This window comes from Pseudomonas sp. KH_050 (assembly GCF_057838875.1).
Genome location: NZ_CM174478.1, coordinates 4,281,242 through 4,297,845 on the forward strand (window position 1 = coordinate 4,281,242; position 16,604 = coordinate 4,297,845).

At 59.9% G+C, this 16,604-nt stretch carries 16 protein-coding genes; 4 read left to right on the forward strand and 12 right to left on the reverse strand.

The genetic code is table 11. From position 1 onward, the window contains the following. Window positions 1–14: 14 nt before the first annotated feature. Together AC3IUA_RS19505 and AC3IUA_RS19510 are read right to left on the reverse strand one after the other, a co-directional pair. Complete coding sequence (locus AC3IUA_RS19505) at window positions 15–857, reverse strand: PhzF family phenazine biosynthesis protein (protein ID WP_489356427.1); 843 nt, start codon at window positions 855–857, stop codon at window positions 15–17. An 18-nt stretch (window positions 858–875) separates the two neighbouring features. Next, window positions 876–1,580, reverse strand: coding sequence for a glutathione binding-like protein (locus AC3IUA_RS19510; RefSeq protein WP_489356429.1), 705 nt, complete (start codon window positions 1,578–1,580; stop codon window positions 876–878). Between the two features lie 371 nt (window positions 1,581–1,951). Between AC3IUA_RS19510 and AC3IUA_RS19515 the strand changes: the two genes are divergently transcribed. Next, window positions 1,952–2,626 carry a histidine phosphatase family protein gene (locus AC3IUA_RS19515; RefSeq protein WP_489356431.1) on the forward strand — a complete coding sequence of 225 codons (675 nt, stop codon included), beginning with the start codon at window positions 1,952–1,954 and terminating at the stop codon, window positions 2,624–2,626. A 114-nt stretch (window positions 2,627–2,740) separates the two neighbouring features. On the opposite strand, the gene mnmH is transcribed toward AC3IUA_RS19515, so the two are convergent. Together mnmH and selD are read right to left on the reverse strand one after the other, a co-directional pair. Continuing rightward, window positions 2,741–3,835, reverse strand: a complete 1,095-nt coding sequence (gene mnmH / locus AC3IUA_RS19520) for a tRNA 2-selenouridine(34) synthase MnmH (RefSeq protein ID WP_489356433.1) — start codon at window positions 3,833–3,835, stop codon at window positions 2,741–2,743. Further along, entirely contained in the window at window positions 3,835–4,869 is a 1,035-nt protein-coding gene (gene selD / locus AC3IUA_RS19525) for a selenide, water dikinase SelD (RefSeq protein ID WP_489356435.1), read from the reverse strand. Before selD ends, mnmH begins: the two co-directional genes overlap by 1 nt. Window positions 4,870–5,745: 876 nt before the next feature. On the opposite strand from selD, the gene AC3IUA_RS19530 reads away from it, so the two are divergent. Continuing rightward, window positions 5,746–5,973: a DUF6555 family protein gene (locus tag AC3IUA_RS19530; protein ID WP_489356437.1), complete on the forward strand. Its 228-nt coding sequence runs from the start codon at window positions 5,746–5,748 to the stop codon at window positions 5,971–5,973. Between the two features lie 84 nt (window positions 5,974–6,057). Here AC3IUA_RS19530 and AC3IUA_RS19535 read toward each other — a convergent pair whose 3' ends face one another. From AC3IUA_RS19535 to glcC, 8 genes are all read right to left on the reverse strand, one after another. Then, window positions 6,058–6,225, reverse strand: a complete 168-nt coding sequence (locus AC3IUA_RS19535; RefSeq protein ID WP_150641706.1) for a metallothionein — start codon at window positions 6,223–6,225, stop codon at window positions 6,058–6,060. 113 nt (window positions 6,226–6,338) lie between these two features. Continuing rightward, on the reverse strand, window positions 6,339–7,622 hold the full coding sequence (locus AC3IUA_RS19540) for an OprD family porin (RefSeq protein WP_489356439.1): 1,284 nt from the start codon (window positions 7,620–7,622) through the stop codon (window positions 6,339–6,341). Window positions 7,623–7,752: 130 nt separating this feature from the next. Beyond that, window positions 7,753–9,078 (reverse strand): MFS transporter, encoded by a 1,326-nt coding sequence (locus tag AC3IUA_RS19545; protein WP_489356441.1) that lies wholly within the window; start codon window positions 9,076–9,078, stop codon window positions 7,753–7,755. Window positions 9,079–9,173: 95 nt separating this feature from the next. Further along, entirely contained in the window at window positions 9,174–9,698 is a 525-nt protein-coding gene (locus AC3IUA_RS19550) for a gamma carbonic anhydrase family protein (RefSeq protein ID WP_489356443.1), read from the reverse strand. Between the two features lie 26 nt (window positions 9,699–9,724). Next, a complete protein-coding gene (locus tag AC3IUA_RS19555) occupies window positions 9,725–10,909 on the reverse strand; it encodes a CaiB/BaiF CoA transferase family protein (RefSeq protein ID WP_489356444.1) in 1,185 nt (394 codons plus the stop codon). A gap of 38 nt (window positions 10,910–10,947) precedes the next feature. Next, the gene (locus AC3IUA_RS19560; protein WP_489356446.1) at window positions 10,948–11,877 is read right to left on the reverse strand and encodes a hydroxymethylglutaryl-CoA lyase; all 930 of its coding nucleotides are present in this window, start codon (window positions 11,875–11,877) and stop codon (window positions 10,948–10,950) included. Window positions 11,878–12,124: 247 nt separating this feature from the next. After that, entirely contained in the window at window positions 12,125–13,024 is a 900-nt protein-coding gene (locus AC3IUA_RS19565; protein WP_489356448.1) for a LysR substrate-binding domain-containing protein, read from the reverse strand. 2 nt (window positions 13,025–13,026) lie between these two features. Then, window positions 13,027–13,794, reverse strand: coding sequence for a transcriptional regulator GlcC (gene glcC, locus AC3IUA_RS19570; protein WP_489356450.1), 768 nt, complete (start codon window positions 13,792–13,794; stop codon window positions 13,027–13,029). A 243-nt stretch (window positions 13,795–14,037) separates the two neighbouring features. Here glcC and glcD point away from each other — a divergent pair, with 243 nt between their 5' ends. Next, window positions 14,038–15,537 carry a glycolate oxidase subunit GlcD gene (glcD, locus tag AC3IUA_RS19575; protein WP_489356452.1) on the forward strand — a complete coding sequence of 500 codons (1,500 nt, stop codon included), beginning with the start codon at window positions 14,038–14,040 and terminating at the stop codon, window positions 15,535–15,537. Further along, complete coding sequence (gene glcE / locus AC3IUA_RS19580) at window positions 15,537–16,601, forward strand: glycolate oxidase subunit GlcE (protein ID WP_489356454.1); 1,065 nt, start codon at window positions 15,537–15,539, stop codon at window positions 16,599–16,601. The genes glcD and glcE overlap by 1 nt, the downstream gene beginning before the upstream one ends. Window positions 16,602–16,604: the final 3 nt, after the last annotated feature.

A 16,604-nucleotide genomic window follows, 5' to 3' on the forward strand; every position in this document is an offset into this window, starting at 1 on the left:
CCCTGAGCACTGCTCTACAGACTCAAGCTGCCCTCGATACAGGTCACTGTCGAACCGCCGATCCAGATCTCATCGCCGATCTGCTCGACCTGGATTCTCCCGGCGCGGCCCATGGTCAGCCCCTGACTGACTACATAAGACGCAGGCGCCAGGCCTTTGCTCAACAGCCACTGGGCGACGCCGGCATTCAGGCTGCCGGTGGCCGGGTCTTCGGGCGCCCCGTCGCCGGCGATGAAGGCGCGCACTTCAAATTGCGCATCCGTGTCGTCGCGCTCCGGGCAGCAAGGCGCGATAACGCCCACCGCCAGCCCACTCAGTTGCGCGTAGTCGGGCTGCAACGACAGCACCTGCGCACGCTCGGCGAGCATCAGCACCAGCCAGCCGGCACCATTGTCGACCCACTGCGCATCAATGACCGCGCTCTGCTCCAGGCCCAATCCGAGGCGTACCCGCTCGCGCAACTCGGCGTCCACCGGACCGGATCTGAGCAAAGGTGGTGCGAGGAACGCAAGGTCGGCCCCTTGTCGACGGATCCGCACCAGGCCGACGCCGCATTCCTGAATAATCTCCTCGCCCTTGGCAATGCCACCGGCCTCAAGCCAGGCGTGGCAGGTGCCAAGGGTTGGATGGCCGGCGAACGGCAGCTCCTGGAGGGTGGTGAAGATCCGCACGCGGTAGTCGGCCCGTGGATCGCGGGGTTGCAACACGAACGTGGTTTCGCTGAGGTTGGTCCAGCTCGCGAAGGCCGCCATGCGTTCATCGCTCAGCTCGTCGGCAGCGAATACCACGGCCAGGGGATTGCCTTTGAGCGGCACGCGACTGAAGACGTCTACTTGCTTGAAATTGAATTTACTCATTGTCCATCCTGGTCATGATTAAAGTTGTTTGGGGATTTCCAGACCGCGTATAACCGCCGGCCGCGCCACGAAGCGTTCCAGCACGCGTAGTACGTTGGGGTAGTTGTTGATCTCCACCAGATCACCCGCTTCATAAAACCCGATCAGATTGCGTACCCAGGGAAAGGTCGCGATATCGGCGATGGTGTAGCGATCGCCCATGATCCAGTTGCGCCCGGTGAGTTGCTGCTCAAGCACATTCAGCAAGCGCTGGGTCTCTGCGACAAAGCGGTCGCGCGGACGTTTATCCTGATAATCCTTACCGGCGAATTTATGGAAAAAGCCGACTTGGCCGAACATCGGGCCGATACCCGACATCTGGAACATCAGCCACTGGATCGTCTCGTAGCGCGCCGCCGACTCTTGCGCCAGCAATTGCCCGCTCTTGTCGGCGAGGTAGATCAGGATCGCCCCGGACTCGAACAATGCCAGCGGTCGATTGCCCGGCCCATGGGGATCGATGATCGCCGGGATCTTGTTGTTGGGGTTGAGCAAGAGAAACTCGGCAGACAGTTGGTCATTGCTGTCGAAAGCCACACGGTGCGGCTCGTAGGGCAGACCGATTTCCTCGAGCATGATCGACACCTTGACGCCATTGGGAGTCGGCAAGGAATACAGCTGGATCCACTCTGGATGCTGCGCCGGCCATTTTTGGGTGATGGGAAAAGCAGAGAGATCGGTCATGGAGCACTTCCAGTAACGATAAGGATTGCTGGGGGCTGGTCGCTGACCTGGCTCCCTCGGCGGTTTGACGCTAGGTCGACCTTTATTGCAATAGCCCACTGACGCTGTCAACCATGGGCCTTTGCGCCTGCCCCTTCTTAAATCCGAAACATATTGTCGATAACCTCGCTATCAACCACGCTCCAGCCCGGATAAAGTGCTGCGAATTGGCAGGGATCGAACCAAACGGCTTCAACGGACTCTGAAAAGCATCCTTTTGGTAATCGACCCCAAGCTTCACCCTCAATGACATGGAAAACCACACAAAGCCGGGAGCTTGTAGTGGACAGGTTTGTCAGCCTCAATCGAATGCGCTGAAGATCAACTATTCAATGAAGAACCCGCTGAATTTCGTCAAATGCCTGAAACACCGGCCCTATATTGCCTTGTCCGCGCTGCTGGTGACCGGTGCGTTGTTCCTGGCACTGGAGGCCCGCGAAAGCCGTGCCCAACCGGCAGACGGAGTTCAGACCCTGGTATTCCTGCGCCATGCGGAAAAACCCGCCGGTGGCCTCGGGCAGCTCAACTGCCAGGGGCTGAACCGTGCCATCGACTTGGCCACCCTGCTGCCGGAAAGATTCGGCAAGGCCAATTATGTGTTCGCCGCCAACCCGACCCGCAACGTCGAGGAAGGCGAACAAGACAACTCCTACAGCTATATCAGACCGCTGATGACCATCAGTCCCAGCGCGATAAAGCTCGGGCTGCCGGTTAACATCAACTTCTCGGCCAATGACACCAGCGATCTGGCGAACGAGTTGCTGGAAGACAAGTACCACAACTCGACCATCTACACCGCCTGGTCCCACGGCTACCTGCCGGAACTGATCAACAAAGTGGCGGAAGAAGCCGTCGGCGAAAAACGCACCATCACCGATGACTGGAAATCCAGCGATTTCGACTCGTTGTTTGTGCTGACGCTGACCTGGCACAACGGCAAGGCGACCTTGCTCAGTCACAGCTACAAGCAAGGCCTGGACAATGGACAAGAGGATTGCCCGACCTGATCGGTCGACTGCAAGCCACGCGCAGTTTGATCGGTGCGGTGCTGCTTTAAAGCATTGAGCGTGATGATTGCGGTGCGTCCAAGGGCCAATCGCCGGTTCTGCAGCCAGCTCATATCACTTGCCCCACTCACGCAGATACTCGAGTACGGCGGCCCGCTCGCCAACGAACTCGATGCGATCGCCTTTATTCTCACGCTGGAAGGCATACATCGGGTCGTAGTACTCACTCAGCAAACCTTCGATCCAGCCACGGTGCTGATCCACCGCCCCGCTACTTGCCTGCTGCGCCAATGCTGCTTCCATGAGCGCCAGCATCCGCTGGTGACGCTCGCCGCCCAGGCGCTTGTGAATGTTGTTCAAGCTCGCCAGCAAGCGTTTGCAAAACAGTGCAAAACCCTGTTCGCCATGCACCGCAATGAACTCCGCACACAGGTCGATCACGTAATCGCGCAGGATCCGCTCGACCCGTCCCTGGAGGCTGTCTTCGAGCCAGACCATGGGGAAGTGCTGCATGCCCTGATACAGCGGCAGCGGCAAGGCGCAACTGCCGACCATGCGACTCTCATCCTCGAGCACGAATTGCTCGATGCCCCTGGCGCGCTTCTTCAGTACATCCACGGCCAGGCGGTTCTCAAAATCGATATTGGAGGGTTGGCCCGTTGCGTGCTTGCCGAAACTGGAGCCGCGATGATTGGCGTGGCCTTCCAGGTCCAGGCCGTTGCTCAACTGCGTAATCAGCTCGGTCTTGCCGGTGCCGGTCATGCCGCCGAGCAAAATGAAATCGCACTGCGCGACCGCTTGATCCATCGTCTCCAGCAGGAAGGTGCGCATTGCCTTGTAGCCACCGACAACTCTCGGGTAGTCGATGCCGGCCTCGTCCTTGAGCCATTGCTGGACGATCTGCGAACGCAAGCCGCCGCGAAAGCAATACAAACAACCGTCGGGATTGGCCCGGGCAAAATCGGCCCAGGCCTGGATGCGTTCGGCTTTGATGGCGCCGTTCACCAACTGATGCCCGAGGGTGATGGCCGCCTGCTGACCTTGCTCTTTATAGCGGGTACCCACCCGTTGCCGCTCGTCGTCGGTCATCAATGGCAGGTTGATCACCCCGGGAAAGGAGCCCTTGCTGAATTCGACCGGCGCACGGGTATCCATCATCGGCCGGTCGTTGAGAAAGATATCGCGGTAGTCGGTGATGTCGATGGGCATCAAAACACCTCTACCGCGTTAGTCTGTCGGGCAACCAGTTCACCGATCGGCTCAAGGCACAGACCCAGCTCGGCGGCAACCGCGAGGAACTGCGGGTTGCCTTCGGGAGTCACCGCCACCAGTAAACCACCGCTGGTTTGCGGATCGCAGAGTACCCGCTTGTGCAGCTCCTGGACACGACCGAGCCGGTTGGCATAGCTGTCGAAGTTGCGCAGGGTTCCGCCTGGTACGCAGCCTTGATCGAGGTAATACTCGACCCCAGGCAGGCGCGGCACGCGATCATATTCGATGCGCGCGGTCACGCCACTGCCATCGGCCATTTCCACCAGATGCCCGAGCAGACCGAAACCGGTGACATCGGTCATCGCCGTCACGCCCGCCAGCTTGCCAAAGCGGCTGCCGGGTTTGTTCAGGGTGCACATCCAGTCGCGGGCCAGCCCCACATCGGCGTCACGCAGCTTGCCCTTCTTCTCTGCCGTGGTGAGGATGCCGATGCCCAGGGGTTTGGTCAGGTACAGCAGGCAACCGGCGGTGGCGGTGTCGTTGCGCTTCATATGGCGCTTTTCCACCAGCCCGGTGACGGCCAGGCCGAAGATCGGCTCCGGTGCGTCAATCGAGTGCCCGCCGGCCAGCGGGATCCCCGCCTCGTCGCAGATCGAACGCCCACCACGAATCACTTCCCGGGCAATCTCCGGCGCCAGCACATTGACCGGCCAGCCAAGAATCGCAATCGCCATCAACGGATCACCACCCATGGCGTAGATGTCGCTGATGGCGTTGGTCGCGGCAATGCGTCCGAAATCGAACGGATCGTCGACGATCGGCATGAAGAAGTCAGTGGTCGACACCACGCCGCGCTCTTCGTCGATGGCATACACCGCCGCGTCATCGCGGGAGGCATTGCCGACCCAGAGTTTCGGATCGAGGTTCTGCGCACCACTGCCGGCCAGAACCACCTCCAGCACCTGGGGCGAAATCTTGCAGCCGCAGCCTGCGCCATGGCTGTACTGGGTCAGGCGTATCGGCTCGCTCATGGGGTGCACCTCGTCGTTTCAAGGTTAGCAATTCTACAGCAACGTCGCCCCGTTGTAGGAGCTGCCGCAGGCTGCGATCTTTTGATCTTGCTCTTTGGCAGCCTTCAAAATCGCCAACAGATCGCAGGCTGCGCCAGCTCCTACGCCAACCTTGTACACCCGTGATTGACCGGGGGTACGCACATCCCCGCGTAGGAGCTGCCGCAGGCTGCGATCTTTTGATCTTGCTTCGGACACTCTTCGAACCGCCAACAGATCGCAGGCTGCGCCAGCTCCTACGCCAACCTCGTACACCCGTGATTGACCGGGGGGTACGCACATCCCCGTGTAGGAGCTGCCGCAGGCTGCGATCTTTTGATCTTGCTTTTGGGCAATATTCAGAATCGCCAACAGATCGCAGGCTGCGCCAGCTCCTACGCCAACCTTGTACACCCGTGATTGACCGGGGGGTACGCACATCCCCGCGTAGGAGCTGCCGCAGGCTGCGATCTTTTGATCTTGCTTTTGGGCAATATTCAGAATCGCCAACAGATCGCAGGCTGCGCCAGCTCCTACGCCAACCTTGTACACCCGTGATTGACCGGGGTACGCACCCCCCCGCGTAGGAGCTGCCGCAGGCTGCGATCTTTTGATCTGCTCTTCGACAGCCATGGCGAAGGTCGTGATCGCTGGGGGTGTCCTCATCCTGGCGAGGCCTCGGGATCCTTGCCAGCCGAAAGACCCCACTCAAACGGATGCCAAACCTCACAAAACGAATCCACCCGGGCCACGAAAAACCAGGACATCTAACAAGATGTTTCCGTCCGCCAATTCGAGTGAATTTTCCGTGACACCCACGATCACTTTATTTAACCAACAGGGAGGATTAGCGGATCTATGAACAACGCAAAACTTTTTGTCATTGAATACACACTGCACGGCACGCCAAGGTCTTTCATCATCCGCCTGGACAAAATGGACAATGCAGAGGCTTGGCACTGGGCGAGTTGTGATGCGGGGGTCGGCCGGATTGGTCGGTTCGGCCTGGAGAAAGTGAAAAAAACCAGCAGACCGGTGGCCGAGAAATTCGGCATCGAGAATGTCACCTGGCGACCGACCAATTGATCGTCGATTTGCTACGCCGGACGGCAGGCCAATCAGCGCCTGCCGTACCAGGCCCCCTCTTCAATCAGCAAGCAGCAATCAGCGTCAGCCGTGAGCACCCTTGGCGCACTTGCAGCCGGTTGAAGCGCACGCTTCTCCATTGGGGTGATGATCGGCACACGCCTGGCAGCAATAGTGCTTGCCGTGACGGACGATAGAATGCTCGCCGATTTTGCAGTTGCAGTCTTTGCAGGCACAGATGTCATTTGCCATGAGTTCGACTCCATTGTTGTGGTCGTCAAAGCACAGCTTAGCAGCCACACCTTGATCCGTGACCGCGCTTTACCGATCCGGGTTCCTGACGCTCCTGGTCCTGCCCGATCGACTTAAAAATTGTAGGCGTAGCTCAGAATCACTCGGTGCTCATCGGCGCTGTCGGCGTAATTGGAGCGGTTAGTTGCATAACGCCAACGCAGTCCCAGGTTTTTCAAAGGCCCGCCCTGAGCCACATACCCAAGGTCAGTCGCCCGTTCCCACTCATGACCCGTTTCTCCGCTGGCGCGCAGGCCGGCCGCCTTGGCGGTACGGATATGACTGGCGTCGACCTCGTCACCCTTGACGTAACGCAGGCCGAAGCTCAGACCCGGAACCCCGAGGGCGGCGAAGTCATAGTCGTAACGCGCGTGCCAGACACGTTCGTTGGCCATGGCGAAAGTGCTGACCTGCATTTCGCTGAACAGGTAGGTATCGCTGCCACCCACATAGGCATACGCGGTATCGCCGGAGACTTTCTGATAACCGCCGCTGAGGGTGTGGCCGGCCAAGGAATAGCCAAGGTTGCTGCTGATGGTCCGGTTATCCACCTCGCCAACCAGCTGCCGGCCGGTTTCCCTGGCATCGAAATAGCGCAGTTCGACAAATGCCTTGCCCGGGCCGAGCGCCTGGCTGAACTTCAAGCCATAGAAGTCCCGGCGAAAGAAATCTTCCAGAACGCTGGCGTGATAACTGAGGCTCAGGTTCGGCAGCACTTGATAATCAGCCCCAGCGTAAACAAGCCGATCGCTGTTGACGCTGGTCGAATAAGCCCCTTGCTGGCTCATGATGGTCAGCTCTTCGGAGTTGGAGGAGTCTCGTTGTTTGACCGAATCGACCTCGCCCAGGGTCAAGGTCAGCGAATCAATATCCTTCGATGCCCACTGCGCGCCATTGAATACCTGAGGAAACAGACGGCTGGTATTGGAGGCCAACAGCGGCAACTGCGGGCTCAAACCGCCGACTTGCAGCAGGCTGTCGGCAAACCTGGCCTTGGCCGTCACCGCCGCTTTTGAATAATCATCTTCGGCGCGCTTGTTCGAGTTTCTCGGCAACAAGCCCGAACCGCTGCGGTCAGGGCTGGAGTCGAGTTTCACACCGAGCATACCGATGGCATCCACACCAAAGCCCAGTCGCCCCTCGGTGAAACCGGATTGCACCCGCAGGACAAAACCTTGAGCCCACTCCTCCCGTTTCGATTGCGTGGCGCTACTGTCACGAAAATCCCGGCTGAAATAGAAATTGCGAAGCTCCAGGCTGCCTTTGCCGTCTTCGATGAAACCGGCAACAGCCCCGCTGGCAAAACCACACAGCGCTAAAGCAACGGACACGCTGGACACATGAGATGTTCTTATCATTATCAACTCATTGTTTGACTATTTAGTGTTATCGCGGGCAGCCAAAGGTCGATCGGAAGGAACTGCTCCCAATGACTTTTCTGCCCTTTCTCGCAGGTGTCAGTTATTTCAATGGCGGGTCTGAACGGGGTTATCCGGGACAAACAGCCGGGTTACGGACAAAGCGCGCAATCATGTAAACGCTTAACAACAGCACCGGAGTAATCGCCAACATGCCCATATACGTCTGGCCGGTCAGATCGTTGATATAGCCGACCATGTAAGGCGCGACCATGCCGCTCAATTGCCCGATGGAGTTGATTGCCGCGGTACCGCTGGCAATCGCAATACCGGAGAACGTCGATTGCGGAATGGTCCAGAACACCGGGATGGCAATGAACGAGCCCGCGGTTGCGAGAATCAGCGCCAGCATCAATACCAGCGAATTGTCGAAGAACAGACAGGCCAGCAGATAGCCCAGGGTCGAGGCGATCATGCAGATCAGCAGATAGCTCTTGCGATCACCGCAGCGGTCCGAACGACGGGTCACCAGGATCATACCGATACAGGCGATGACATAAGGCAGCGAGGTCAGCAGACCGACAAAGGTCGGGTTCTGTACACCGGACTGTTCGATCAGGTGCGGCATCCAGAAGTTGATACCGTAACTGGCGAGTTTGATGGCGAAGTAGATCATTGCAAAGAGTGCCACTTCTCGGGTCAACAGGACTTTCCACAACGAGGCATGTTGCGGTTTGCGGTTGGCGCTGTCGTGGTCGAGATTCTTTTGCAGAATCGCCTTCTCTTCAGCGGACAGCCATTTCGCCGATTGAATGTTCCTGTCCAGCTTCCACAACACGATCAGGCCCAACAGGACGCACGGCAGCCCCGACAGCAGGAACAGCCAGTGCCAACCGGCAAGGCCCATGAAACCATTCATCTTCGCCAGGATCAGCCCCGCCGCCGGCGCACCAATGGCCCCTGCCAGCGGCACGGCGAGAAACCACAGGCCGTTGATTCGCGCCAGGTACTTCTTGGGAAACCAGCATGCCAGGTAGAACAGGATCGCCGGACCGAATCCCGCCTCCATCACGCCAATCAGAAAGCGCAGGAAATACAGGGTGTACTGGGTGTAGGCGAACATCAGGCAAGCGGTGGCCAATCCCCAGGAAATCATGATCCGACAGATCCAGTTCGGCGCGCCGTATTTCTTCAAGCCGATACTGCTCGGCACTTCAAACAGCACGTATCCGATGAAGAACATGCTCGCCGCCAGACCATAGGCCGCGTCATTGAGGCCCAGTTCCGCCTGCATCTGGCTCTTGGCGAAACTGATGTTGATCCGATCGAAGTACGAAAACAAAAAGCAGATGATCGCCAGCGGCACGATACGCCAGGCCACCCGTCGGTAGAGCAGTAGTTCCTGTAGATGTTCATCACTGCGCACGCCAGCAATGGTTTCAGTCGTAGCGACCATGTCGTTCTCCGGGTTCTTGTAATTATATTGAGATTTGCTGCTTGTCAGTTGCTCCTCACCCCTCGTGCGCAGGCCTGCAGCATAGGGGATAAGGCTTAGCCAATTCGTTTGAGTGTCTGTTTGTGTTTTTGCGCGCGCTCGATGTAGTCCCGGGCGTTTTCACGGAATTTACCGATATCCGCCACGCTCAGCGCTCGGACCACCTTGGCCGGCGTCCCGAGAATCAGCGAGTTGTCCGGGAACACCTTGCCTTCGGTCACCAGGGCTCCGGCGCCGACCAGGCAGTTTTTGCCAATCACCGCACCGTTGAGCACCACCGCCTGAATACCAATCAGGCTGCCATCGCCCACGCTACAACCATGGAGCATGGCTTGATGACCGATGGTCACTTCCACGCCAATGGAGAGCGGGAATCCCGGATCGGTGTGCAGCACTGCGCCTTCCTGGACATTGCTGCCGGCACCGATGGCAATGATTTCGTTGTCACCACGCAGCACCGCTTGCGACCAGACACTGGAGCCTTCTGCGAGTACCACCTTGCCAATCACTGTCGCCGCCTCGGCGACGTAGGCGCTGGGGTGGATGTCCGGTTGCTGGTCGTCATACTGATAAATAGCCATGTGCACTCCTGCGCTGGGACCAGCGTTCAGTCATCGGTCTTGAATACGCCAGCGGCGCGCAGCTCTTCGATCTGGCTCGCGCTGTAGCCCAGTTCCAGCATCACCTGACGGGTGTGTTCGCCGATCCGCGGAATCGAGCAACGGGGTTGCAGGCGCTGCCCATCCAGTGACAGCGGCAGCAATGGCATGTCGGTATGGGAACCGTCTTCCAGCTCCAGGCTGGCCAGGCCGCCGCTCTGTTTCAGGTGCTCATCGGCGAACAGTTCTTCGGGGCGGCGTATGGGCGCGAAGGGAATGCCATTGGCTTCCAGCAGCCGCGCGAAAGGTTGCGCCTCCATGGTCGCGAACACCTCGCCCAGGTGGGCCAGCAGCCGTGGCCGCTGCAGGACCCGATCGTTGTTGGTGGCCAGGCTCGGATCATCGAGCAAGGCCTGCTGGCCGAGCAAATTGCACAGCATGGTCCATTGCCCTTCGCCGGTCGCTGCAACGAACATCTGTTCCTGACCGGCAAATTCGAATACGTCGTAAATAGCCCAGGCGCTGATGCGGTTGGGCATCGGCGCGGCGGCTTCGCCGGTGACCACGAACTGCTGCATATGCTGGGCCGAGAGCAGCACGCAGTTTTCGTAAAGCGCGCTCTGTACCTCCTTGCCGACCCCGGTCTTGTGGCGTTCGATGATCGCCGCCAGAACCCCGATAGCCCCAAACATGCCGCCCATGATGTCATTCACCGAACTGCCGGCACGCAACGGCCGACCTACCGGTCCGGTCATGTAAGCCAGGCCAGCCATCATTTGCACGACTTCATCCAGCGCCAGACGCTTATCGTAGGGGCCGTTGAGAAAGCCTTTGTGGGAGGCATAGATGAGTTTCGGATTGCGCGCGCGCAACGACTCGTAATCCAGGCCCAGATCCTTCATCCGCCCAGGCTTGAAGTTCTCGATGAACACATCGGCGGTGTCGATCAGGCCCAGCGCCGCTTCCCGGCCGTTGGGCTCATTGACGTCGATGGAGATGCTTTTCTTGTTGCGGTTGAAGGTGCGGAAGAACCCGGCACCGGCGCCCAGCAAACGCCGGGTACCGTCGCCCCGCACAGGCTCGATCTTGATCACTTCGGCACCGAGGTCGCCGAGGATCATGCCGCAGGTCGGCCCCATGACCATGTGGGAAATTTCAACGACGCGGATGCCGTCGAGAGGAAGTGTCGACATGATGTTTGTCTCCATGAAAGAGGCTTGAATGACGGGCGTCAGGCGTTGGCGCGGGTCGCGGCGAAGTTCTTTGGCAAACCGGCACGGGCGATATAACCGTAGAGCGGTTCACCCGGCAGGGATTGTTCGAGCAAGGCCCGCGTGGCGATCAGCTGTTCGAGATCGATGCCGGTGTCGTAATCCATGCTGGCGAGCATGAAGATCAGGTCCTCGGTAACCGTATTGCCCGAAGCGCCTGGAGCAAACGGGCAACCGCCAAGCCCGGCCAGTGAGGAGTCCAGCTCGCGGATTCCGTTTTGCACCGCCACCAGGCTATTGGCCAGGGCCAGCCCGCGGGTGTCATGGAAGTGCGCGGCCAGCAACTTGTCGCCGGCTATTTCACGGATTGCGATCAGCGTCTCGGCCACCTGACCCGGCGTGGCGTATCCGGTGGTGTCACCGAGGGACACCGCATCGCAACCGGTCTGCAGCACATGCCGGGTCAGCCCGCACAGATCGGCAAGCGGCACGGCACCCTGCCGCGTGCAGCCGAATGCCACGGACATGCCGGCGATCATTTGTACCGGGTGCTGGCCTGACTGGCTGCGCAGTTCACACATGCGTGCAAACTCCTCGACCATTTCCATTGGCGTGCGACGCACGTTTGCCAGGCTGTGGGCAGCACTCACCGAAATCGGCGCGACGATCCGGTGGGCACCGGACTCCAGGGCGTTTTCAGCACCCCGCAGGTTGGGCGCGAGAACGCTGACGATCAGACCCGGAAAGCTCAGGGCATGGCGAACCACTTCACTGGCATCGGCCATTTGCGGGAGCAATCTGGCCGGTACGAATGAAGCGACTTCCATGTACCGCACACCAGCGGCATAAGCGGCGTCGATCCACTTGCACTTGTCGATGGTCGGCATGACCTGTTGCAGGCTTTGCAGACCATCACGCATGCCGACTTCGTTGATTATTATTTTTGTCATCAGGTGTCTCTCAAGGCTGTATTGCGTTGAGGGGCAGACTAGGCAGACACCGGCATTGGGAAAAGACGTTATTCACGGGCTGATCCATCGTGAAGCGCGATGGATCGGAGGGAAAGCATGGGCCAAATGCCAAATGTTCGGCGCGGGCGAAACCGCCAGGATCGCAGCCTGCGCCCGCCCATCATCCGGTTCACGCAAAACCCGTAGGAGCTGCCGCAGGCTGCGATCTTTTAGACCTCACGGCACTTCAAGAGACAGGCACCCGCGCCAACAAATGATTCAACAACCGCCGCGCCGACAAGGACAAGGCTTCGACATCGCGAACGCAGATGACAAACTCACCCTGGGCCCAGTCATCTTCCAGAGGAATCACCTGCAAGTTGAACAGCCCGGCGTAGCGCTCGACCGCCTCCAGGGGAAACACCCCCAGCGCAAGCCCGAACTGGACCAGCCGATACGCGGCATCGAAGGTTGAAACGTGGGTGCGCAATCGCAACTCGCGCCCCTCCTGGGCCGCGGTCCGTTGCATGTAGGTATTCAGGGTGGCGAAGGACGACAACCCCAAGTGGTCGTAATCGAGGGTTTCGCGAAAGGCGATGCTGCTGCGTCCGGCCAGCGGATGGCTGGCGTTGACCACCACTGCCAGATGGTCGGTTCGGTAGGGAATGAACTGCAGATCGCCGACAGCCATCGACTTGCGACAGATCCCCAGGTCCGCATTACCCTCCAGCACGCCGCGCACCACATCCGGGCTGAAGCGCTCTTCAATATCCACCTGAATGTGTTCGTTGGCCGCCAGAAACTCGGAGAGCTCTTCCGGCAGGAACTCCATGATCGCCGAGATATTGGCCAGGATGCGCACATGGCCACGCCCGCCTTCGGCATATTCGCTCAGTTCGCCCTGGAGTTTTTCCAGGCTGCGCATCAATTGCCGGGCATGGCGCAACAGCGCCTGCCCGGCTGGCGTCGGCAGTACACCGCGCTTGCTGCGCACCAGCATCGGCGTACCGACGGTCGCCTCGATATCGGCGATGCGCTTGCTCACGGCCGAAGGCGCGATGAACTCGCGCTCGCTGGCCTTGGCGATGGTCCCTTCTTCACAGACCGCAATGAACAGTCGCAGGGACACCGGATCGATATGCCACATGCTCACGCCCACCCCTCAAGCCGCAGCGTGGCACGGACCAGGCGCTGTTCTTCGTTTTCGATTTCCTTGAGGTTCTCGCAAATACTCTGAATGTGCGCGATGGCCGCCTTGCGGGCCTGCTCGGGCAGGCGTCCGGTGACGGCGTTGTAGAGTCGCGCATGCTGGCGGTCGATCTGGCGCTTTTGCGGTTCGCGGTGATAGAGGTTGTTGACCGAAGCGAACACCGAGTTGATCAGCAGGTCGGTCAATGAGCGCAGGGTCTGCACCAGCACCGGATTGTGCGAGGCCTCGCAGATGGCCAGGTGGAACGCGTGATCGAGCCGTGCATGAGCCGAGGCATCGAGAGCTTGGGTGTGGGCGTCGACCAGGGCCTGGTAACTGCGGGTGATCAGCACAAAGTCCGCCTCGGTGCCGCGCAACGCGGCCAGTCGAGCGGACTCGCCTTCCAGCAGGCTGCGCACCTCGAACAGATCGTAGAGGGTGCGTGGCTGTGAGCTGAACAAGTGCATCAAGGGTGACGTTGGGGTATGCCCCGACAGCTGCGCGACAAACGAGCCCTTGCCCTGCTCGGTCTCGATGATCCCTCTGGCACGCAGCAGCTTGAGCCCCTCGCGCAACGCAGTACGCGACACACCGAGCTTTTCCGTCAACCGGCGTTCGGAAGGCAGCAGCTGACCGGTCTTGAGGACCCCATCGACAATCAAGCGCTCGATACGTTCGCACACCACATCCGCAACTTGCGGGGAACGGCCGGATTCACTGCTGCTCATGCCACCTCCAACTGGTATGACCAGTTATATAGATAAAACCATCCATTCCAATCAATGCCATTAAGTATTTGAAATCATTGATTTTTAATTAAAGCATTTAAATTACCCTGAAGAAAAACTGGTTCGACCAGCCAAACAACACATGGACAGTAATTCCCCCGAGGCCAATGATGCAAGTCAGCCGTTCCCATGAACGGGTCTAAAATAGACCTTATAAAAACAACTCAGGGTCATTAGCCACCCATGAATATTCTCTACGACGAACGCGTCGACGGCGCACTGCCCGACGTTGACAAGGATGCACTGATCCGGGCGCTGCAAGAGCAACTGCCCGATCTGGATATCCTGCACCGTGAGGAGGAACTCAAGCCTTACGAGTGCGACGGTCTGTCCGCCTACCGCACCACGCCGATGCTGGTGGTGTTGCCGCGCACTATCGAACAGGTAGAAGGCCTGCTCAAGCTGTGTCATGAGCGCCGGGTACCGGTGGTCGCGCGTGGCGCCGGCACCGGGCTTTCCGGTGGTGCGCTGCCGCTGGAGAAAGGTGTCCTGCTGGTGATGGCGCGCTTCAACAGCATTGTGCAGATTGACCCCGCCGCCCGCAGTGCCCGCGTGCAACCCGGCGTACGCAACCTGGCGATCTCCCAGGCCGCCGCGCCTTTCGGTTTGTATTACGCGCCGGACCCCTCCTCGCAGATCGCCTGCTCCATCGGCGGCAATGTGGCAGAGAACGCCGGTGGCGTGCATTGCCTGAAATATGGGCTGACCGTGCATAACCTGCTCAAGGTCGAGATCCTCACCGTCGAAGGCGAACGGCTGACCCTGGGCAGCGACGCACTGGACTCACCGGGTTTTGATTTGCTCGCGCTGTTCACCGGATCCGAAGGCATGCTCGGGATCATCACCGAAGTCACGGTCAAACTGCTGCCCAAACCGCAAATCGCCAAAGTGCTGCTGGCCGCCTTCGACTCCGTGGAAAAAGCCGGTCGCGCGGTGGGCGACATCATTGCCGCCGGCATCATTCCCGGCGGCCTGGAGATGATGGACAACCTGGCCATTCGCGCGGCCGAAGACTTTATCCATGCCGGCTACCCGGTCGATGCCGAGGCCATCCTGCTCTGTGAGCTCGATGGGGTCGAAGCGGACGTCCACGACGATTGCGACCGGGTGCGCGCGGTGCTTGAACACGCCGGCGCCACTGAAGTCCGCCAGGCCCGCGACGAAGCCGAACGGGTGCGATTCTGGGCTGGACGCAAAAACGCCTTTCCGGCAGTGGGACGGCTGTCGCCGGATTACTACTGCATGGACGGCACCATCCCGCGCCGCGAACTGCCGGGGGTGCTCAAAGGCATCGCCGCATTGGCCGCCGAATACGACCTGCGGGTCGCCAACGTGTTTCATGCCGGTGACGGCAACATGCACCCGCTGATTCTGTTCGATGCCAATCAGCCGGGCGAACTGGATCGCGCCGAAGCCCTCGGCGGCAAGATCCTCGAATTATGCGTCAAGGTCGGCGGCAGCATCACCGGCGAGCACGGTGTCGGTCGGGAAAAAATCAACCAGATGTGCGCCCAGTTCAACAGCGATGAGCTGACCCTGTTCCACGCGATCAAAGCCGCGTTCGACCCCAACGGTCTGCTCAATCCTGGCAAGAATATTCCTACCCTGCATCGCTGCGCCGAATTCGGCGCCATGCATGTGCACATGGGCAAACTGCCCTTCCCTGAGCTGGAGCGTTTCTGATGGGTGCCGAACAGAATATCGATGGCAGTGCGGCACTGCTGGAACAGGTCAATCAGGCGCTCGACAGTGCCACGCCGTTGCTGATCCAGGGCTCCAACAGCAAGGCCTTCCTCGGTCGCCCGGTCGCCGGTGAAATACTCGACACCCGCGGGCATTGCGGCATTGTCAGCTACGACCCGACCGAACTGGTGATCACCGCCCGCGCGGGTACCTCGCTCAGTGAATTATCCGCCGCGCTGGAAGCCGCCGGGCAGATGCTGCCCTGCGAACCGCCGTCTTTCGGCGAGGGTGCGACGCTCGGCGGGATGATCGCCGCCGGTTTGTCCGGGCCGCGCCGTCCGTGGTCTGGCTCGGTGCGTGATTTCGTCCTCGGCACCCGGGTGATCACCGGTTTGGGCAAGCACCTGCGCTTCGGCGGCGAGGTGATGAAAAACGTCGCCGGCTACGATCTGTCGCGCTTGCTGGTGGGCAGCTATGGCTGCCTGGGACTGCTGACCGAAGTATCGCTGAAGGTCCTGCCCAAGCCGCGCCTGTGCGCCAGCTTCTCTCTGGAAATGGACAGCGCCCGGGCCTTGGCCAAGCTTGCTGAGTGGGGTCAGCAGCCGCTGCCCATCAGCGCCGCCAGCCATGACGGCGAGCGCCTGCATCTGCGCCTGGAAGGTGGCGAAGGCTCGGTGGCGGCTGCCCATGATCGCCTCGGCGGCGAACCCCTCGACCCCGGTTACTGGAACGAACTGAATGAACAGCGCCTGGCCTTTTTCGACGAAGGCCAGCCGCTGTGGCGGCTATCAGTGCCCAACAACACCGGTCTGCTCGACCTGCCCGGCGATCAGCTGATCGATTGGGGCGGCGCCCAGCGCTGGCTGAAATCCGATGCCGACGTCGGCGTCATTCGCTCGATTGCCCGGCAAGCCGGCGGTCACGCGACCTGCTACAGCCATGGGCTGATCGACAGTCCGTTCCAGCCGTTGCCCCCGGCGTTGCTGCGCTACCACCGACAACTCAAGGCGCAACTCGACCCGCAAGGGATCTTCAATCCGGGCCGAATGTACGCGGAGCTCTGAACC